This is a genomic window from Streptomyces sp. NPDC001415, assembly GCF_053597395.1.
Genome location: NZ_JBSFIE010000029.1, coordinates 79,425 through 96,486 on the forward strand (window position 1 = coordinate 79,425; position 17,062 = coordinate 96,486).

At 70.5% G+C, this 17,062-nt stretch carries 15 protein-coding genes; 7 read left to right on the forward strand and 8 right to left on the reverse strand.

Annotated features, from left to right (window positions below):
* Positions 1-8 precede the first annotated feature (8 nt).
* Complete coding sequence (locus ACWC2B_RS29565; RefSeq protein WP_450721869.1) at positions 9-1,208, forward strand: FAD-dependent oxidoreductase; 1,200 nt, start codon at positions 9-11, stop codon at positions 1,206-1,208.
* 169 nt (positions 1,209-1,377) lie between these two features.
* Here ACWC2B_RS29565 and ACWC2B_RS29570 read toward each other — a convergent pair whose 3' ends face one another.
* Both ACWC2B_RS29570 and ACWC2B_RS29575 read right to left on the reverse strand, forming a co-directional pair.
* On the reverse strand, positions 1,378-3,378 hold the full coding sequence (locus ACWC2B_RS29570; protein ID WP_450721871.1) for a CocE/NonD family hydrolase: 2,001 nt from the start codon (positions 3,376-3,378) through the stop codon (positions 1,378-1,380).
* Positions 3,379-3,388: 10 nt separating this feature from the next.
* On the reverse strand, positions 3,389-4,900 hold the full coding sequence (locus ACWC2B_RS29575; RefSeq protein ID WP_450721873.1) for a peptide MFS transporter: 1,512 nt from the start codon (positions 4,898-4,900) through the stop codon (positions 3,389-3,391).
* A 178-nt stretch (positions 4,901-5,078) separates the two neighbouring features.
* Between ACWC2B_RS29575 and ACWC2B_RS29580 the strand changes: the two genes are divergently transcribed.
* Entirely contained in the window at positions 5,079-6,089 is a 1,011-nt protein-coding gene (locus ACWC2B_RS29580) for a polyprenyl synthetase family protein (protein WP_450721875.1), read from the forward strand.
* Between the two features lie 56 nt (positions 6,090-6,145).
* On the opposite strand, the gene ACWC2B_RS29585 is transcribed toward ACWC2B_RS29580, so the two are convergent.
* Complete coding sequence (locus ACWC2B_RS29585) at positions 6,146-6,703, reverse strand: hypothetical protein (protein WP_450721877.1); 558 nt, start codon at positions 6,701-6,703, stop codon at positions 6,146-6,148.
* A gap of 337 nt (positions 6,704-7,040) precedes the next feature.
* Between ACWC2B_RS29585 and ACWC2B_RS29590 the strand changes: the two genes are divergently transcribed.
* The 4 genes from ACWC2B_RS29590 to ACWC2B_RS29605 all read left to right on the forward strand — a co-directional run bounded on the left by ACWC2B_RS29590 (position 7,041) and on the right by ACWC2B_RS29605 (position 11,119).
* Positions 7,041-8,294, forward strand: a complete 1,254-nt coding sequence (locus ACWC2B_RS29590; protein WP_450721879.1) for a LolA family protein — start codon at positions 7,041-7,043, stop codon at positions 8,292-8,294.
* Positions 8,295-8,463: 169 nt separating this feature from the next.
* Positions 8,464-9,414 (forward strand): ATP-binding cassette domain-containing protein, encoded by a 951-nt coding sequence (locus ACWC2B_RS29595; RefSeq protein ID WP_450721881.1) that lies wholly within the window; start codon positions 8,464-8,466, stop codon positions 9,412-9,414.
* On the forward strand, positions 9,401-10,315 hold the full coding sequence (locus tag ACWC2B_RS29600) for an ABC transporter permease (RefSeq protein ID WP_450721883.1): 915 nt from the start codon (positions 9,401-9,403) through the stop codon (positions 10,313-10,315). Before ACWC2B_RS29595 ends, ACWC2B_RS29600 begins: the two co-directional genes overlap by 14 nt.
* Positions 10,316-10,513: 198 nt before the next feature.
* Positions 10,514-11,119: a TetR/AcrR family transcriptional regulator gene (locus tag ACWC2B_RS29605; protein WP_450721885.1), complete on the forward strand. Its 606-nt coding sequence runs from the start codon at positions 10,514-10,516 to the stop codon at positions 11,117-11,119.
* Here ACWC2B_RS29605 and ACWC2B_RS29610 read toward each other — a convergent pair.
* From ACWC2B_RS29610 to ACWC2B_RS29625, 4 genes are all read right to left on the reverse strand, one after another.
* The gene (locus ACWC2B_RS29610; RefSeq protein ID WP_450721887.1) at positions 11,085-11,660 is read right to left on the reverse strand and encodes a flavodoxin family protein; all 576 of its coding nucleotides are present in this window, start codon (positions 11,658-11,660) and stop codon (positions 11,085-11,087) included. The genes ACWC2B_RS29605 and ACWC2B_RS29610 overlap by 35 nt on opposite strands.
* Before the next feature lie 87 nt (positions 11,661-11,747).
* Positions 11,748-12,752 carry a M28 family metallopeptidase gene (locus ACWC2B_RS29615; protein ID WP_450721889.1) on the reverse strand — a complete coding sequence of 335 codons (1,005 nt, stop codon included), beginning with the start codon at positions 12,750-12,752 and terminating at the stop codon, positions 11,748-11,750.
* Positions 12,753-12,995: 243 nt separating this feature from the next.
* Positions 12,996-13,445, reverse strand: a complete 450-nt coding sequence (locus ACWC2B_RS29620) for a VOC family protein (RefSeq protein ID WP_450721891.1) — start codon at positions 13,443-13,445, stop codon at positions 12,996-12,998.
* Between the two features lie 146 nt (positions 13,446-13,591).
* Positions 13,592-14,737: an RNA-guided endonuclease InsQ/TnpB family protein gene (locus ACWC2B_RS29625; RefSeq protein ID WP_450721893.1), complete on the reverse strand. Its 1,146-nt coding sequence runs from the start codon at positions 14,735-14,737 to the stop codon at positions 13,592-13,594.
* A 37-nt stretch (positions 14,738-14,774) separates the two neighbouring features.
* On the opposite strand from ACWC2B_RS29625, the gene ACWC2B_RS29630 reads away from it, so the two are divergent.
* Complete coding sequence (locus ACWC2B_RS29630) at positions 14,775-14,924, forward strand: Arc family DNA-binding protein (RefSeq protein ID WP_450721895.1); 150 nt, start codon at positions 14,775-14,777, stop codon at positions 14,922-14,924.
* A 149-nt stretch (positions 14,925-15,073) separates the two neighbouring features.
* On the opposite strand, the gene abc-f is transcribed toward ACWC2B_RS29630, so the two are convergent.
* A complete protein-coding gene (gene abc-f / locus ACWC2B_RS29635; RefSeq protein WP_450721897.1) occupies positions 15,074-16,702 on the reverse strand; it encodes a ribosomal protection-like ABC-F family protein in 1,629 nt (542 codons plus the stop codon).
* Positions 16,703-17,062: the final 360 nt, after the last annotated feature.

A 17,062-nucleotide genomic window follows, 5' to 3' on the forward strand; every position in this document is an offset into this window, starting at 1 on the left:
GACTGCGAGTGAGCACAGCGACACGTCCGGTGGCGGTCATCGGAGCGGGGCCGTTCGGCCTGTCCGCCGCCGCGCATCTGCGCGCCCGGGGCATACCGGTCCGCGTCTTCGGCTCGCTCATGGTGAGCTGGCGGGAGCACATGCCGGCGGGCATGATCCTCAAGTCGACGCCGGTCGCCTCCAGCATCGACGCACCGCAGCCGGGGCACGGACTGCTCGACTTCTGCGCCGACACGGGCACGCGGCGCCTCGAATCGGACTGGGACCTGATCCCGGTGGAGTCCTTCGCGGCGTACGGGCAGTGGTTCGCCGAGAAGCTCTTCCCCGACCTTGAGCAGGTCAGGGTGGTCTCGGTGGACCGGGTGCCCGGCGGGCACTTCGCGCTGAAGCTGGACTCCGGCGAGAGCTTCGAGGCTCGGGCGGTCGTGGTCGCGACCGGGCTCTCGGGCCTGGCCCGGCTGCCGCGCGAACTGGCCGCGGCGGTCCCCGACGGCCCCTCGGCGACGGGCCCCGTCTCGCACGCCGCCCAGCACCGCGACCTGTCCGGCTTCGCGGGGCGCGAGGTGCTCGTGGTCGGGGCCGGTCAATCCGCCCTGGAGAACGCGGTGTTGATGGCCGAGGCGGGGGCTCGCGTACGGGTCGTCGCGCGCGAGGCGGGGGCCGTGCGGTTCGGGGCGGCCCCCGACCAGCAGCCCCGCTTCACCCCCAACTCGCCCTTCGGCAAGGCGTGGTCGCTGCACGCCTTCTCGTACCACGCGACCCACTTCCGCCACCTGCCCGCGCCGGCCCGCCACTATCTGGTCCGCAACGTGCTGGGCCCGCTGGGCGCGTGGTGGCTGCGGGACCGCTTCACCGGGCAGGTCGCGGTGACGGACGGGCGACGGATCGTACGAGCCCGGGTCGAGGGGAGCCGGCCCGTGCTCACCCTGAGCGGCGGGGCGGGGCGGGAGCTGTCGGCGGACCACGTCATGGCGGCGACGGGCTACCGCATGGACGTCGCGGCGCTCGACTTCCTCGGGCACGGGCTGCGCACCCAGCTCTCCACTTCGCGTGGGGCGCCGGTGCTGGATGCGGGGTACCAGTCGACGGTGCCGGGGCTGTACTTCACGGGGCTTCCGGCGGCGTCGTCGTTCGGGCCGGTGATGCGGTTCGTGTGCGGCACGGAGTACGCGTCGCCGCGGCTGGCGGCCTCGGTGGCGGCGGCCTGACCCTGCCCCTCCGCGACGCCGCCGGGGCTTCGCCCAGGACCCCGGCGGGGGAGTTCGTTCGGCTGCGGGCCGTCTCTGGCTGGTCGCGCAGTTCCCCGCGCCCCTGGCAGGGTTGTTGCTGGCCAGTGCCGGCGTCTTGAGCCTGTCCAGGGGCGGGGTGGAGGAAAGCTCAGCCCGCCACCCGTGGGACGCGGCGCTCCCACGTCCGGTGGAACACCACCTCGCCCCCCTCCCGGCACACCACCTCGTCAGACGTGATGAAATCCGCCGCATCGCACGCGATCTCCGACCGCGTGTCGATCGTCACGTCCCACGCCAACTCCGGCCGGTGCAACCGCAGATGCCAGTCCGAGCGGGTCCGCGCGGACAGCGGATCGGACTCGTCGATCGTGTACGTCTCCGCCGCGTCCTCCGTGAATTCGAGGCCGTCCGGGTACACCCGAGTGCCTCCGTACCGCGGGTCCACCTCCAGGCGCCACTCGCCCTTCGCCACGTCGCGTACGACCAGGCGCTCGGGGCGCGGCTCGTCCAGTGGGGCCGGGTAGGAGACGCCCAGCGGTTCCGACTGCTCGGGGTCCGCGAAGGCGATCGTGTCGTCCAACGTGCGCTTCCTGAGCGGGAGTTGGAGGGAGGAGCCCGCCGGGTCGAGGGTGAAGCCCACCGAGTCGGCCTGGGGCCAGATCCATGGCCAGTACGCCGAGGACACCGCCAGACGGATGTGATGCCCCGGGGAGAAGGCATGTCCGATGCCGTTCAGATCGAAGGCGACGTCCTCCGTCGCGCCCAGCGGCCAGGCGTCGGCCCGGTCGCGGCCGTGCCGCGCGGACAGGTTCAGCACCCCCCGCGTCACCAGCGTCGACGAGCCGTCCGGCGCCACGTCGCAGAGGCGCGCGATCGCCTGGCCGAACGGGACGTCCATGCGCAGGCGGAGGGTCACCCGCGGGCGGCCCAGGATTTCCAGCGGGCCGGAGTCCGCCGGTACCGGGAAGTCGAAGGCCGCCGAGTGGGCGTCCTCGGCGCGCTGGTCCGGGGGCAGGTCGGCGTCGTTGCCGAAGGGGAAGAAGCGGCCCGCGTCCAGGCCCGTGTGCTGCGGCGAGCGCACCCGCACCGGGTCGCCCCGGAGCGCGTACGAGACGGGTGTGATGTGGGGCGACGGCCAGGCCGGATCGCCCACCCAGCGGCCCGGGAGCTCCGCGTACACCGTGGCCGGCGGGTGCGACTCGCTGATCCAGGACCGTAGGAGCGGCTCCTTCATCACGCCCGTCTCCTCGCCCTTGAGGTGGTGGTCCCACCAGCGCAGGGTCTCCTGGAGGAAGCCGATCGCGGGCCCGGGCGGGAGTCCTCGGTCCGGGTACTGGTGCGACCACGGGCCGATCAGCCCTCGTACGCGGTCGGCGGGCAGATGTTCCACCAGTCTCAGCACCGTGTCGCGGTACGGGTCGTGCCAGCCGCCCACCGCGAGGACGGCCGCGTCGATCGCCGTGTAGTCCTCGCAGACGCTGCCGTGCTTCCAGTAGTCGTCCCGGGTCTGGTGGGCGAGCCAGGTGTGGATGAACGGCTGCACCGCTTCGAGGCGTTCAAGCCACATTTCTCGCCATTTTTCCCCGACGAACGCGGGGTCCGGGGGGCGTGAGACGAAGGCGAGCATCGTCGCCGCCCAGGCGTGCATGTCCACGGCGAGCACCGAGCCGCCCATGTAGTGCACGTCGTTGTCGTAGCGGTCGTCGGTCGAGCAGACGGTGACGATCGCCTTGAGCGGTTCGGGCGCGAGGGCCGCGATCTGGAGGCTGTTGAAGCCGCCCCACGAGATGCCGAACATGCCGACCTTGCCGGTGCACCAGGGCTGCTGGGCAAGCCAGTTGACGACCGCGACGCCGTCGGCCAGCTCCGTCGCGTCGTACTCGTCGCCCGGCAGGCCCTCGGAGCAGCCGTGCCCGCGCACGTCGACGCGTACCGAGGCGTAGCCGTGCCCCGCGTACCAGGGATGGCGCTGCCAGTCGCGCGGCGCCGTCCAGTCGGTGAGCCGGTACGGGAGGTATTCGAGCAGCGCCGGGACGGGCTCCTCGGTGACCGGGCGCCAGACGCGCGCGTACAGCAGCGTGCCGTCGGGCAGCGGGATCCGGACATCCTCGCGCTGCGTCTCGTACGGGAACTCGGTGCGGATGTGCATGGCGGCAACCTCAGTGGACGGGGTGCATGGTGCGCTTGAGCCAGGGGGCGGCGAGGATCACGGCGACGCCGACGGCCACCGCGATGGCGCCGTTCACGCCGAAGTAGGCCGGGTTGGAGACCTTTCCGTACACCTTCACGGTCTGTGCCTGGATGCCGTTGGCGAGCGCGAGGGAGAGGAACCAGAGCGACATCGTCTGGCTGGCGAAGGCCTTCGGGGCGAGTTTGGTGGTGGCCGACATGCCGGAGGTTTCGAGCAGGATGTCGCCAAGCCCGAGCAGCAGGTACGAGCCGACGATCCACCAGGCCGCCATCCTGTACGTGTCGCCGGAGTTCCCGGAGGTCGGCAGGACCATCAGCAGGAACGAGAGCCCGCCCAGGATCACGCCGAAGGCGATCTTGTTGGAGGCGTGCGGCTGGCGCCGGCCCATGCGGGCCCACACGGCGGCCACCACCGGCGCGAGCGCCACCTCGAACGCGCCCAGCGCGGAGGCGTACCAGCCGGCCGGGAAGTGGAAGCCGAGGATGGTCGTCTCGGCGTTGGTGGAGGCGAGCAGCATCATCGTCGAGTACGCCTGGAACAGGATGAAGTTGAACGCCACCGAGGCCAGGAACAGGACCACGTACGGTCTCAGGCGGCCGCGTTCCTCGGCGCTCACGCGCGGGCTGGCGAACATCACCGCGAAGTAGACGACCGGCGCGATCACCGAGATCAGGGTCAGCAGGTCGACGAAGCGGCTCATCGTGAGCCAGCCGCCCAGCGCGAGCAGCACGGCAAGGGCGGCGACCAGGACGGTGCCGAGCACCATGAGGCGGACCGCGCGGCGCATGCCCTCGGGCGGCAGGGCGAATTCGGCGGCGTGCTTGCGTCCGGCCAGGTGGCGCCGGCCGAGGACGTACTGGATCAGGCCGAACGTCATGCCGACCGCGGCCGCCGAGAAGCCCCAGTGCCAGCCCTTGTGGTCGCCCAGCCAGCCGGTGATCAGCGGGCCCGCGAAGGCGCCGACGTTGATGCCCATGTAGTAGAGCGCGAATCCGGCGTCGCGCCGCTCGTCGTCGGTGCGGTACAGCTTGCCGACCATGGAGGCCACATTGGGCTTGAGCAGGCCCGTGCCGGCGCTGATCAGACCGAGCCCGACCCAGGTCATCGCGGCGGTGGGCACGGCCATCGCGTAGTGGCCGCAGGCGATGAGGACGCCGCCGTACAGGACCGCGCGGTACGAGCCGAGGATGCGGTCGGCGAGCCAGCCGCCGGCCACCGACACCAGGTAGACGAGAGTGCCGTACGCGGCAGAGACGGAGGCGGCGGTGCCCGCGGCCATGCCCATGCCGTCGTTCGCGACGGAGTCCGCGAAGTACAGGACGAGGATCGCCTGCATCCCGAGGAACGAGAAGCGCTCCCAGACCTCCAGGCCGGAGAGGGTGAGCAGACCGCGAGGCTGACCGAAAAAGGCGTGGTCGTCCTGCGGAGGGGGCTGCTCCGCGGCCGGATCGTCGGGGGTGTCGGTCACCGTTTCGGACAAAAGGCCTACTCCTGATCGTATGAGCTGATCAAGAACATACCGGGGTCCAAGGGGCCGCGCGCGGGAGGTGACGGGAAGCCGCCCACGGTGATCGAACAGCGACCCGATACGCTGACTTGAGTGAAGGCAGCGACACATCGACAATCCGTGTGATCGTCAGCAGACAGGAGTACCCCTCGTGACCGTCGTCGGGCCGTTCGGGCTGAGCGTGCGGGACCAGGCACTTGAAGCCGATGTCCAGACCGGATTGGCGGCTGTCGAGGCGGGACTGCTCGATGCCACCAAGAGCGAGGTTCCGTTCATCACGGAGGCCGCGCAGCACCTCATCCGCGCAGGTGGCAAGCGATTCCGCCCGCTGATCGTGATGCTGGCCGCGCAGTTCGGGGATCCGTACGCTCCGGGCGTCGTGCCCTCCGCCGTGGTCGTCGAGCTCACGCACCTCGCGACGCTGTACCACGACGACGTGATGGACGAGGCCGATGTGCGGCGCGGCGTGGACAGCGCCAACGCCCGCTGGGGCAACTCCGTCGCGGTCCTCACGGGTGATTTTCTCTTCGCGCGCGCCTCGCACATACTGGCGGACCTCGGCCCCGAGGCCGTACGCATTCAGGCCGAGGCGTTCGAACGGCTGGTTACCGGCCAGATCCTGGAGACCGCGGGCCCCCGCGACGGGCGCGACCCGGTCGACCACTACCTCGACGTGCTGTCCGGCAAGACGGGCTCCCTCGTCGCGGTCTCGGGCCGGTTCGGCGCGATGATGTCCGGCGCGGACGAGACGGTCGTCGACATCCTCACGCAGTACGGCGAGCGCCTGGGCACCGCCTTCCAGCTCGCCGACGACGTCCTGGACATCGCCAGCGACTCGCACGAGTCCGGCAAGACCCCGGGCACCGACCTGCGCGAGGGCATCCCCACGCTGCCGGTCCTGCACCTGCGGGCGCAGGCGGCGCAGCACGGCCGCCCGGACGATCTGGAGCTCGTGGCGCTGCTCGACGGCGACCTCAGCGACGACGCCCGGCACGCGGAGGCGCTGCGCCGGCTGCGCGTCCACCCGGCCCTTGAGCAGGCGCGCAGGGACACCGTCCGGTACGCGGAGGAGGCACGGGCCACGCTCGCGCCGCTGCCCTCCGGGTACGCGAAGTCCGCGCTCGAAGAGCTCTGCGACGCGGTCGTGCACCGCGCGGGCTGAGAGCCTGTGTCTGGGCGGCGAGCCTGTGTCTGGGCGGCCGAATCAGTGACGGCCGGTCAGTAGCCGGAGCCGCCGCCCGAGCTGCCGCCGGTGTCGCTCGTCGTGGCCTTGGCGCCGGTCGGCGTCGCCGCGAACCAGATGCCGCCGACGCCCTGGCCGTACGCCTCGTGCGGCTCGTCGTCCTTGGCGTACCGGTAGAGCGGCCAGCCCGCGAGGGTGAGCTGCTTGGTGCCGTCGTTCCGGGTGACCGTGCCGACCAGGGACTTGTCGATGCCCTTCACCGTGACGTTGCCGGTCGCGGGGGCGGGTGGCCACTGGGCGGCGCAGGTGCCGTAGCAGTTCGACCTGGGCGTCGGCTTCGCGGTGTCCTTGTCGAAGCGGTAGAGCACGAATCCCTTGCCGTCGACGACCACCGTGCCGACCTTGTCGACCTTGGCCGTGGAGAGGGTGCCGGCGGCGGGCTCGGCCGCACCGCTGCCTGAGCTGCTGCTCGTGCCGGGGCTGGTGGTGGAGGCCGATCCGGAGCCGGAACCGCTGCCGCATCCGCTGACGGCGAGTGCGAGGGCGAAGGCCCCGGCTGTCGCGCCGACCGCGATGCGCTGAGTCCTGAGCATGGCGATCCCCCTTAGTAGGGCTTGATGGTGCCGTGTGCTCTCACCCAGAGGTACGGATCCGGCCTGCTCCGCACTCACTTCGAGCCACGGATTTGTGACCTGGACCACTCGACCGGGGCGGGGGGCGCGCCGCCGACCCCTACTGGACGGGCTAGCCGACTCGGGGTTCTGTCATCCCAGAGAGGTATGTGAGGTTGCTCCCGGGGACTGACGCGCCGGGGCGGTCATTTTGGTCAGATTGGAAGCACCACTCCTGACCAATTCGGGTGAGAATGGCGGCGCGGGGTGGAACTGAGCACGACGGACGGACGCCGCCGACCACGGAGGTAGGGCACACATGGCACCGAACGACAGCGCACAGGCCACCGACGAGGCCAGGGACCTCGGTGCGGGCCGCCGGAAGGCGGCGCGCTATCTCGTCCCGGTCGGGGTGGCGGGGGTCGCGGCGGCGACCATCGGACTGGTCCCGGCGCTCGCCGCTGCCGGTGACCCCAGTCTGCCGAAGATCAGCGCGCAGCAGCTCATCGAGAAGATGGCCGCGTCGGACACCCAGCAGCTCTCCGGCACGATGAAGATCACCACCGACCTGGGCCTGCCCGGGCTCGGCAGCCTCGGCTCGTTCGCCCCCAAGGGCGGCGGCTCGGACAAGTCCGCCTCCCCGGACGCGAAGCTGACCGAGCTGGCCTCGGGCACGCACACCCTGCGCGTCGCGGCCGACGGCCCGGACCGCCAGAAGGTGTCGATCCTGGAGGACGCGGCCGAGTACAGCCTGATCCACAACGGCAACGACGTCTGGGCGTACGACAGCGGCTCGAACCAGGCGTTCCACTCCAAGAAGCCCGCGGCCGAGGAGCACGGTAAGGCCGACGAGCACGGCAGGTCCGAGGAGCACGGCAAGAAGACTCCGGACGCGGGCCTTCCGACCACGCCGAAGGCGCTGGCCGACCAGTTCCTGAAGAACGTCGACCCCACCACCGCGGTGTCGGTCGACGGCACGTCCCAGGTGGCCGGGCGTGATGCGTACCAGCTCCTGATCAAGCCGAAGCAGTCCGGCTCGACGATCGGCTCGGTCCGCATAGCGGTGGACGCCAAGACCGGTGTGCCGCTGAAGTTCACGCTCTCGCCGAGCGGGGGCGGCAAGGCCGTGGTCGACGCGGGCTTCACCAAGGTCGACTTCTCGAAGCCGTCGGCGGACACCTTCAAGTTCAGCCCGCCCAAGGGCGCGAAGGTCACCGAGGACGACGGCAAGCAGAAGCAGACGTCTCTGCCCGAGCAGAGCCTGCCCGGCGGCCTCGGCAACTTCGGCGATGCCAAGAACGCCAAGAACACCAAGGTGATCGGCAAGGGCTGGACCGCCATCGCCGAGCTCGACACCGGCGGCAAGGGCATGCCGAAGGCGGACAGCGCCAAGGGCGGCGGCGACGCCCAGAAGTTCCTGGACTCCCTCGGCGACAAGGTCTCCGGCAAGTTCGGCACGGGCACGGTCTTCAAGACCCGTCTGGTGAACGCCCTGATCACGGACAACGGGAAGGTGTACGTGGGTGCGGTGACGAAGGACGCGCTGGTCGACGCGGCCAACTCGGCCAAGTAGTAAGGGGGTTGGGAAGAGGGCTGGCCGCCCTCTTCCCAGCCCTGCGCACCAATTCATGCTGCTCGGGGACAAAGCCAGCCCCTCCTGGGGGTCCCCCCTGGCCCTTAAGGCCTTGGGGGAGTTTGAGGAGCGGGGTCTGGGGCGGAGCCCCGGTTCGGGAAGGGGCGGGGTGGGGAACGAATCGGCGGTCATCGAGACGCACGGCCTGACCAAGCGGTACCGCGGCGGCCAGCTGGCCGTGAACCGGCTCGACCTCACAGTCCCCCGCGGCAGCGTCTTCGGGTTCCTCGGCCCCAATGGCTCCGGCAAGACCACGACCATCCGCATGCTGATGGGCCTCATGGAGCCGACCTCCGGCACCGCGAGTGTCCTCGGCAGCCCCATGCCCGGAGCCGCCCGCACCGTGCTCCCCAGGGTGGGCGCCCTGATCGAGGGCCCCGCCCTGTACGGCTTCCTGTCCGGCCGCGACAACCTGCTGCGGTACGACGCCGCCGACCCCACCGCGGACCCGCGCACCCGCACCGCCCGGGTGACGACCGCCCTGGACCGGGTGGGCCTCACGGCCGCCGCGGGCAAGAAGGCGCGGGCTTACTCGCTGGGCATGAAGCAGCGCCTGGGCCTCGCGGCGGCACTGCTCCAGCGCCGGGAGCTGCTCGTCCTGGACGAGCCGACCAACGGGCTCGACCCGCAGGGCATGCGCGAAATCCGGGCCTTGATAAGGGAGTTGGCCGAGGGCGGGACGACTGTCTTCCTCTCCTCGCACCTCCTCGACGAGATCGAGCAGGTCTGCTCGCACGCCGCCGTGATGAACCAGGGCCGCCTGGTGGTCCAGGGCGAGGTGGCCGAGCTCGCCGCGAACGCGCGGGGCCGGCTCGCGGTGACCACCCCGGACACCGGGGCTGCGGCCCGCCTCCTCAAGGAGCGGGGGATCGCCGATGTGGCGGTGGTGGGCGAGGACCGGGTGACCGCCGAACTTCCGCCCAGGGATGTGGAGTTGGCGGACCTCAACGCCGAGCTGGTGCGGGCCGGGGTGCGGGTGCGGGGCTTCGCGGCCGAGCGGCCCTCCCTTGAGGACGCCTTCGTCGCGCTGACCGGGGAGGGATTCGATGTCGCGGGCTGAGGTCATGGACGTGGCGCACGAGAACCCGGAGCCCGCTCCCGAGCGGAAGCCGAGCCTCCTGTGGTCCCTGGGGCTGTTCCGCTCCGAGCTGGTCACGGTGCTGCGCCGCTGGCGCACGCTCGCGCTGCTCGGGGTACTGGCCGCCGTGCCCGTCCTGATCGGCATCGCGTTGAAGGTCGATTCGCGGGGCGGCGGCGGGGGAGGCCAGGGCGGCGGTGGGGGAGACGGTGGCCCCGCCTTCTTCGCGCAGATCACCAACAACGGCCTCTTCCTCGTCTTCGCGGCCCTCGCGGCCACCCTGCCGGTGTTCCTGCCGATGGCGGTCGGGGTGGTGGCGGGCGACGCGGTGGCGGGCGAGGCCAACTCGGGCACCCTGCGCTATCTGCTCGTCGCCCCGGCGGGCCGTACCAGGCTCCTCTTCGCCAAGTACGCCTCGGTGCTCGCGTTCTGCCTGATAGCCACGCTCGCGGTGGCGGCGTCCGCGCTCGCGGTCGGCGCGCTGCTCTTCCCGCTCGGCGACGTCACGACGATCTCCGGTACGCAGATCTCCTTCGTGGACGGGCTGCTGCGGGCCGTGGCGGTCGCCGGGGTGGTGGCGGCCTCACTGTCCGGGATGGCGGCGCTCGGCCTGTTCGTCTCGACGCTGACCAACAGCGGGATCGCGGCGATGGCCTCGACCGTCGGGCTGCTGATCACGGTCCAGATCCTGGGCCAGATACCGCAGCTGCACGCGATCGCGCCGTACCTCTTCACGCACTACTGGCTGTCCTTCGCGGACGTCCTGCGCGAGCCCGTCTACTGGGACCAGCTGGTGAAGAACTTCGAGCTCCAGGCCCTGTATGTCGCGGTCTTCGGTTCGGCGGCCTGGGCCCGCTTCACGACGAAGGACATCACGGCGTGACACCCCGGAAGGGGCGGGTGGCAGGTGGGAAACGGCGGGTGCAGCGCCCGAACCGGGGCGTGAAGTGTCCGGAACGGACCGGTCGTGCGAGCCGACCCCCGTGACGGCTCGACACGACACGTTCCGTTTCCTGCGTCATTGTTGGAGCGATCCGCCCGACTGTCAATCCGGTTCCGGGTGTGCTCGTAGAGTGAAGGCATGATCACCCCGTCCGCGTCCGCCCCGGACCCCACGCGCCGCAGCGAGAAATCACGCCGCGCGACGCTCACGGCCGCGCTCGAACTGTGCACGGAGAGCGGATACGGAAAGGTCACCATCGAGGCCATCGCGGCTCGTGCGGGGGTGAGCAAGAAGACGATCTACCGCTGGTGGTCGACGAAGGGCGCGATCCTGCTCGACGCGGTGACCGAGCTGGTGGTCAGCGCTTCCCCGCTCCCCGACACCGGTGACATCGAAGCCGATCTGCGGACCCACATCGGGAGCCTGGTGCGGCTGTTCACCTCGCCGGTGGTGGGGCCCGCGTACACCGGCATCCTCTCCGAGCTGCTGCACGACGAGCGGCTCGCCAGGGCGGTCAACGACGAGCTCGTCATCCCGCGCGTCGGCCTGGTCTACCAGCGCATGCGGGGCGCCCAGGAGCAGGGCCAACTGCCCCCGGATGCCGACCTTCCGCTGGCCGTGGAGATGATGTACGGCCCGCTCTACTACCGCCACGCGCTGGGGCGGCCGCTCCCCGACGAGCAGCGGATCGAGACGCTGGTGGCTCATGTCATGCGCGCGATGCAGGCTCCGGCGCCGAGCTGAAGAAGGTCTTGGCGCGGGCCGCCGCGTCCGTGTCGGCCTCGATCTCGCCGGGCCGGGTGGCGGAGCCGAGCAGCACCCCGCCCCAGTTCATGTTCATGTACGCGGCCGAGTTCCGCAGGGTGCCCACCAGTGGGTCCGCCCACGCGTGGTCGCTGCCGGCGAGCGCGGTCACGCCCCACAGGGTGCGGCCCGACATGCGCTGCTTGAAGTCGAGTTCGGGGTTGTAGAGCCAGGTCACCCAGTGGTCGAGGTAGTGCTTGACCGGGGTGGAGACGCTGTACCAGTACAGCGGCGAGGCGATCACCAGATCGGTGGCGGCCAGCGTCGCCTCCAGAAGCGTCGCCGCGTCTCCGGTGGGGGCGGCCTGGACGCGGTCCTCGGTGTGGCGCAGGTCGCGGAACTCGGGAAGGTCGAGCTCGGCGAGGCGCAGCCAGCGGGCGGTGTCGCCGGCCGGAAGCTGTTCGGCGGCCTGTCGGGCGAGCGCCTCGGTATTGCCGCCGTTACGGGTGCTGCCGAGCAGGAAAAGGAAGTCGCGGGCCATGGTCCCCTCCGTACGTAACCCAAGAAAGCATGCGTGTGCATTCTATGCACACGCATGCATCTCATGGGGTCTGCCGGAGGCGGTGAACTAGGAGGAGGTCGCGACCCGCCCCGGCGAGGTCCCGGCGGCCAGCTGCCACAGTGCGTAGGCGATGGCGTCGCTGTTGTGGTCGAGCGCCGTGTCGTCGAGGTTGCCGCTCGTGTCGCAGGAGGCGTGGTAGCAGGCGTCGAACGCCTTGCCCGCCGAGCCGCCCCACTTCTGCGCCTGGGCCGCCGTCTTCGTGTAGTCGGCGCCCGAGAAGAGGCCGCCCACGGGGATGCCCGCGTTCTTGAACGGGGCGTGGTCGGAGCGGCCGTCGCCCTCCGTCTCGATCTCGGTCGGGATGGAGAGGGTGGCGAAGTAGTCCTTGAAGACCTTCTCCAGGGCGGGGTCGTCGTCGTAGACGAAGTAACCCGGGTTCGGCGAACCGATCATGTCGAAGTTCAGATACCCGGAGATCTTCGAACGGTCGCCGGTGGCAAGCGAGTCGACGTAGTGCCGGGACCCGACCATGCCCAGCTCCTCGGCGCCCCACCAGGCGAACCGCAGGTGCTTGTCGGGCTTGAGCTGGGCCCGCGAGACGGCGAGCGCGGTCTCCAGGATGCCGGCCGAACCGGACCCGTTGTCGTTGATGCCGGGACCCTCGGTGACCGAGTCGAGGTGCGCGCCCGCCATGACGGTCCGAGAGGTGTCGCCGCCCGGCCAGTCGGCGATCAGGTTGTAGCCGGTGGCGCCGGACGAGCTGAACTGCTGGACGGAGGTGGTGAATCCGGCGGCGTCCAGCTTGCCCTTCACATAGTCGAGCGAGGCCTTGTAGCCGGAGCGGCCGTGGGCGCGGTTGCCGCCGTTGGCGTTGGCTATCTGCTGGAGCTGGGCGAGGTGCGCCTTGACGTTGGCGACGGGTATGTCGGGCGCGGAGACGGCCGAGGGTATGGAGGTTGCCGGTGGCGCCGGGGCCGCGTGGGCGGTCGGCGCGAGCAGACCGACGGCGAGAGTGGCGGCGGCGAGCGCCGCGCCCGCGACCGGGGCGCGCCGGGAGTGGGAGCTGTGCATGGGGGGGCTCCGTGTTCCGTGTGTGTGGGGGGATGGGACGGAAACGTGAGCCCGATGGTCAAGGAGAGGTACAGGAGGCGTCAAGAACGTAAATCGGCCAGCAGGGTTCGGATTTCGGACGCCGAAGGAGGGTCGACGATGCGCCGGACGGGAATTGAAGGCGAGCCCGACTGGCGCCGAACGGAGGGTAACGGGGGGATGGCGGGCGAGGCCTGACGCCTGGCCTGCCGGCTCCGATTGGTTCTAGTGGACGCAGAACTCGTTGCCCTCGGGGTCGGACATCACCGTGAACTCGCCGCCAGCTTCCCTCACTTGGCGCTGCACGTCCGCTCCGAGCCCAGTGAGGCGGCTGACCTCGGCCTCCCGGGTGCCGGGTGCCGAGTGGACGTCGATGTGCAGCCGGTTCTTCACCGTCTTCGGCTCGGGAACCCGCTGGAACAGGATGCGCCGGCCGAGGCCCGTACCGCTCTCGGGGTCGTAGGAATCGTCCGGATGCCGGACGGCGACCAGATCGCGAAAGGCGATCCGGCCGCCGTGTTCCAGGGTGACGTCCGGGCCGATCGCGCCGGCCGAGCGGAGCCGGTTGATCAGCAGGCTGTTGTCCTCGACCTCGTAACCGAGGGCGGAGGCCCAGAAGTCGGCCTGGGCGTGCGGGTCGGCGGCGTCGACGACGAGTTTCCAGTGCAGGGTCATGTGTTCGTTTTTGACGCTCCCCCGCGGTAGTAAACCGTGGGGGGATTCCCACCGGGCCGCCGTTGTTGGGCGACGGTCGTAGGTGGTTCCTGCTTCATCACCCACCGCCCGGCTTGCCGGGTCTTACGCGGGCTCCACGAGGCGTTTTACGTGTCCGGGCGTCCCTCGGCCACGAGGCTCCGCCCCTCAAGGCGAAGGTTGGACTCGGCGTTCTGATCTCTGTCGTGAGTGGTGCCGCAGTCGCACGTCCAGGTGCGTATCCGCAGTCCGGCTTTCCCTTTCGGCCCGGTGAGCGCACCGCACGCGGAACACAACTGGGTGGAGGGGAACCACCTGCTGACCTTGACGAAGGTTCGCCCGTACCTCGCGCACTTGGCTTCCAACGTGCGGGCGAACATGCCCAGGCTCTGGTCGTGCACGGACTTGCCGAAGCTCTTGGCCATGCCCTTCATCGCAAGATCCTCCAGATACACGGCTTGGCTCTCACGCGTGATCCTGGTGGTTTCCTGCTCGATGAAGTCACGTCGCTGGTCGGCGATGCGCGCATGGATCCTGGCTACGGCGAGCTTGGCTTTGCGCCGGTTGTTGCTGCCCTTGGCGCACCTGCTCAGCTTGCGCTGAGCGCGTCGGAGCTTCTTCTCCTGACGGCGGAAGAACTTCGGCGAGGCGATCTTCCGACCCCGCAGCACGGCGTAGGAGGACAGGCCCAAGTCGATACCGGTGTCGGTCTCTTCCCAGTCCAGCTCGGGCAGTGGCATGTCCTCGACCTCCACAACGAACGAGGCGAAGTACCGACCAGCCGCGTCCTTGATGACCGTCACAGACGACGGTTCGCAGGGAAGCTCTCGTGACCAGCGGACCTCAACGTCACCGATCTTCGGAAGGCGGAGCTTGCTGTCCTCGGTGATGGAGAAGCGGGCGGCCTTAGTGAACCGCACCGCCTGGCGGCTGGCCTTCTTCTTGAAGCGGGGCGGTCCGATCTTTGGTCCCTTGCGGGTGCCTCTCTTCGAGGCGAAGAAGTTGCTGTACGCCGTTTGGAGATCCCGAAGGGACGACTGAAGTATGACCGCCGAGACCTCGCCGAGCCATTCGCGCTCGGTGGTCTTCTTCGCCTCGGTGATCACCAGCTTCGCCAGCTCCACAATCGAGGGGAGCGGCTTGTTCTGCATGTAGGCGTCCTGACGGATGCGCAGCGCGTCATTCCACACGACACGGGCGCACCCGAACGCCTTCACCAGCTCGATCTTCTGCGGGGCGCTCGGATACACGCGGAACTGGTACCTGAGCTTCACGACGACCACGATACCAAGGTGGGCCTATAATGGTGTCATGGTTCAGTTGACTCTTCGCCTCCCCGACGACGTACACGCACGGCTCACCGCCCAGGCCGAGAACGACCGACGGTCCCTCAACTCAGAGATCGTGCACCTGCTTGAGGTCGCACTCACCGCCGTGGAACGAGACGACGAATCGCCCTGACGGCGATTCATCTCTCCCTGCCCCGCTACGCAGGAAAGGCGGCCACTCCCCCCCCGTAAACGGGGGGGGGGAGTACTGCCGCCGCTCCCGATAGCTGGGCCACGGCGTCCCGTCCCGATGTACGGGCGTCGTGGCTCGGCGGGCGTGGGTCAGCCCACCGCTGCTCCGGCGTGGAGCTCCAACTCGTCGCCCGTGAAGGAGGAGCGGAAGCGGCGGTCGTGGGAGACCACGACGACCGCGCCGGGGTAGCCGGCCAGGGCCTGCTCCACCTCCTCGACCAGAGCGAGCGACACGTGGTTCGTCGGCTCGTCCAGTACGAGGAGGTCGGCGGGGCGGGTCACCAGGCGGGCCAGTTCGAGCCGCCGCCGCTGCCCGACGGAGAGCGCCGCGACCGGCACGGCCAGGTCCTCCTCCCGGAACAGGCCGAGCGCGAGCAACTCGTCGGCGTACTCCTCGGGGAGGCCGGGCCGCCCGGCCGCGTACGCACCGAGGAGGGGGAGGCGGCTCGGATTGTGGTCCAACTCCTGTGCCAGATAACCGATATGACGGCTCGTCCGGCGCACCTCTCCCTCCTCCGGGACGAGGTCGCCGGCGAGGACGCGGAGCAGGGTGGTCTTGCCCGCGCCGTTGGGGCCGGAGACGAGGAGGCGGCGGCCCGGCTTCACGGTCAGGCCGGGTACGTCGAGGCGGCTGCCGACCTTCACCCCGGTCAGCTCGACGAGCGGGCCCTCGGGGGTGGCCGCCGCCGTGGTGAGGCGGGCGTTGAAACGCAGGGGCGGCGGCGGGGCCGCGACGGGCTCGCGCTCCAACTGGTCCAGGCGCGTCCTGGCCGCCCTGACCTGCGCGGACAGCTTGTCCTCCGAGGAACGGCGGTGCTTGCCGAAGCCCTGGCGGGGGTCCTTTCCGCTGGCGGCGAGCCGCTGCCCGGCGGCCTCGACCAGCCCCCGGGTACGGTTCAGCTCCTCCCGCCACTCCTGGTACGCGAGCTCGCGGCGGCGCCGTGCGGCGGCCCGGGCCGTACGGTATCCGGCCCAGCCGTCGCCGTACCGGACGACCGTACGCAGGTCCCGGTCCACCTCAAGGATCGTCGTCGAGACGCGTTCGAGGAACGCGCGGTCGTGGGTGACCACCACCAACGTGCCCCGGTGTGCGCGGAGTTGCTCCGCCAGCCAATCGGTGGCCTGACGGTCCAGGTGATTCGTCGGCTCGTCGAGCAGCAGCAGTTCGGGGGCGGCGGCCAGGACGCAGGCCAGCGCCAGACGGGACTGCTCGCCGCCGGAGAGCGAGCCGAGTTCGCGGTCCCGGGTCACGTGGGCGAGGCCGAGGGCGTGCAGGGCGGCGTCGGTGCGGGCTTCCGCGCGGTAGCCGTCGCGTTCTTCGTACGTTGTCAACAGGTCGCCGTAGGCCGCGAGTTCGGCTTCGTCGGCGTCCGCGAGGCGCGTCTCGGCGGCTCTGATGGCCGCTTCGAGGGTGCGCAGTTCCTTCAGCGCGAGGTCCACCGCGTCCTGGACGGTGCGGTCGGGGGCGAGGTCGAGGGTCTGGGCGAGATGGGCCCTGCCGCCGGGGAAGACGGCGGTGACCTCGCCGGAGTCCGGTCGCTCGACTCCGGCGAGCAGCCGCAGCAGGGTCGACTTGCCGGAGCCGTTCTCGCCGATGACGGCGGTCTTCTCGCCGGGGCGGACGGTGAGGGATACGTCTTCGAGGACTGGGCGGTCTCCGTATGCCTTGGAGACGGCGGCGAGGGTGAGCTGAGAGGGGTTTTGGGCGCGGGAGCGCATGGTTGTTCCCTGGGGGTACTCGGGGCTTCTTCCTGGCGGAGGGCAGCGCGGGGTCGCGGCGCGGCGGGGCTTGTCTTTTGCACCCCTGCGGGCCGCTTGGGCGCGGTGCGGGTCAGCGGAAGAAGTAGTACGAGTACATGGGGTTCACCGTAGCGGGGGTGGGTTGGCGGGTCCTCTGATTTTCCGGGGCTGGGCGGGGGCGGGGCGGGGCCGGGGGCGTTTGCCCACCCGCCCGCCCGTTGCTCAGCGTTGAACGGGCTGGGCCCCTGGGGCTGCGCCCCAGACCCCGGGGGGTTTGCCCGCCCTCCCGCCCGTGCAAGGGGTGGGAGGGTTCGGCTCCTGGGGGCTGCGCCCCCAGCC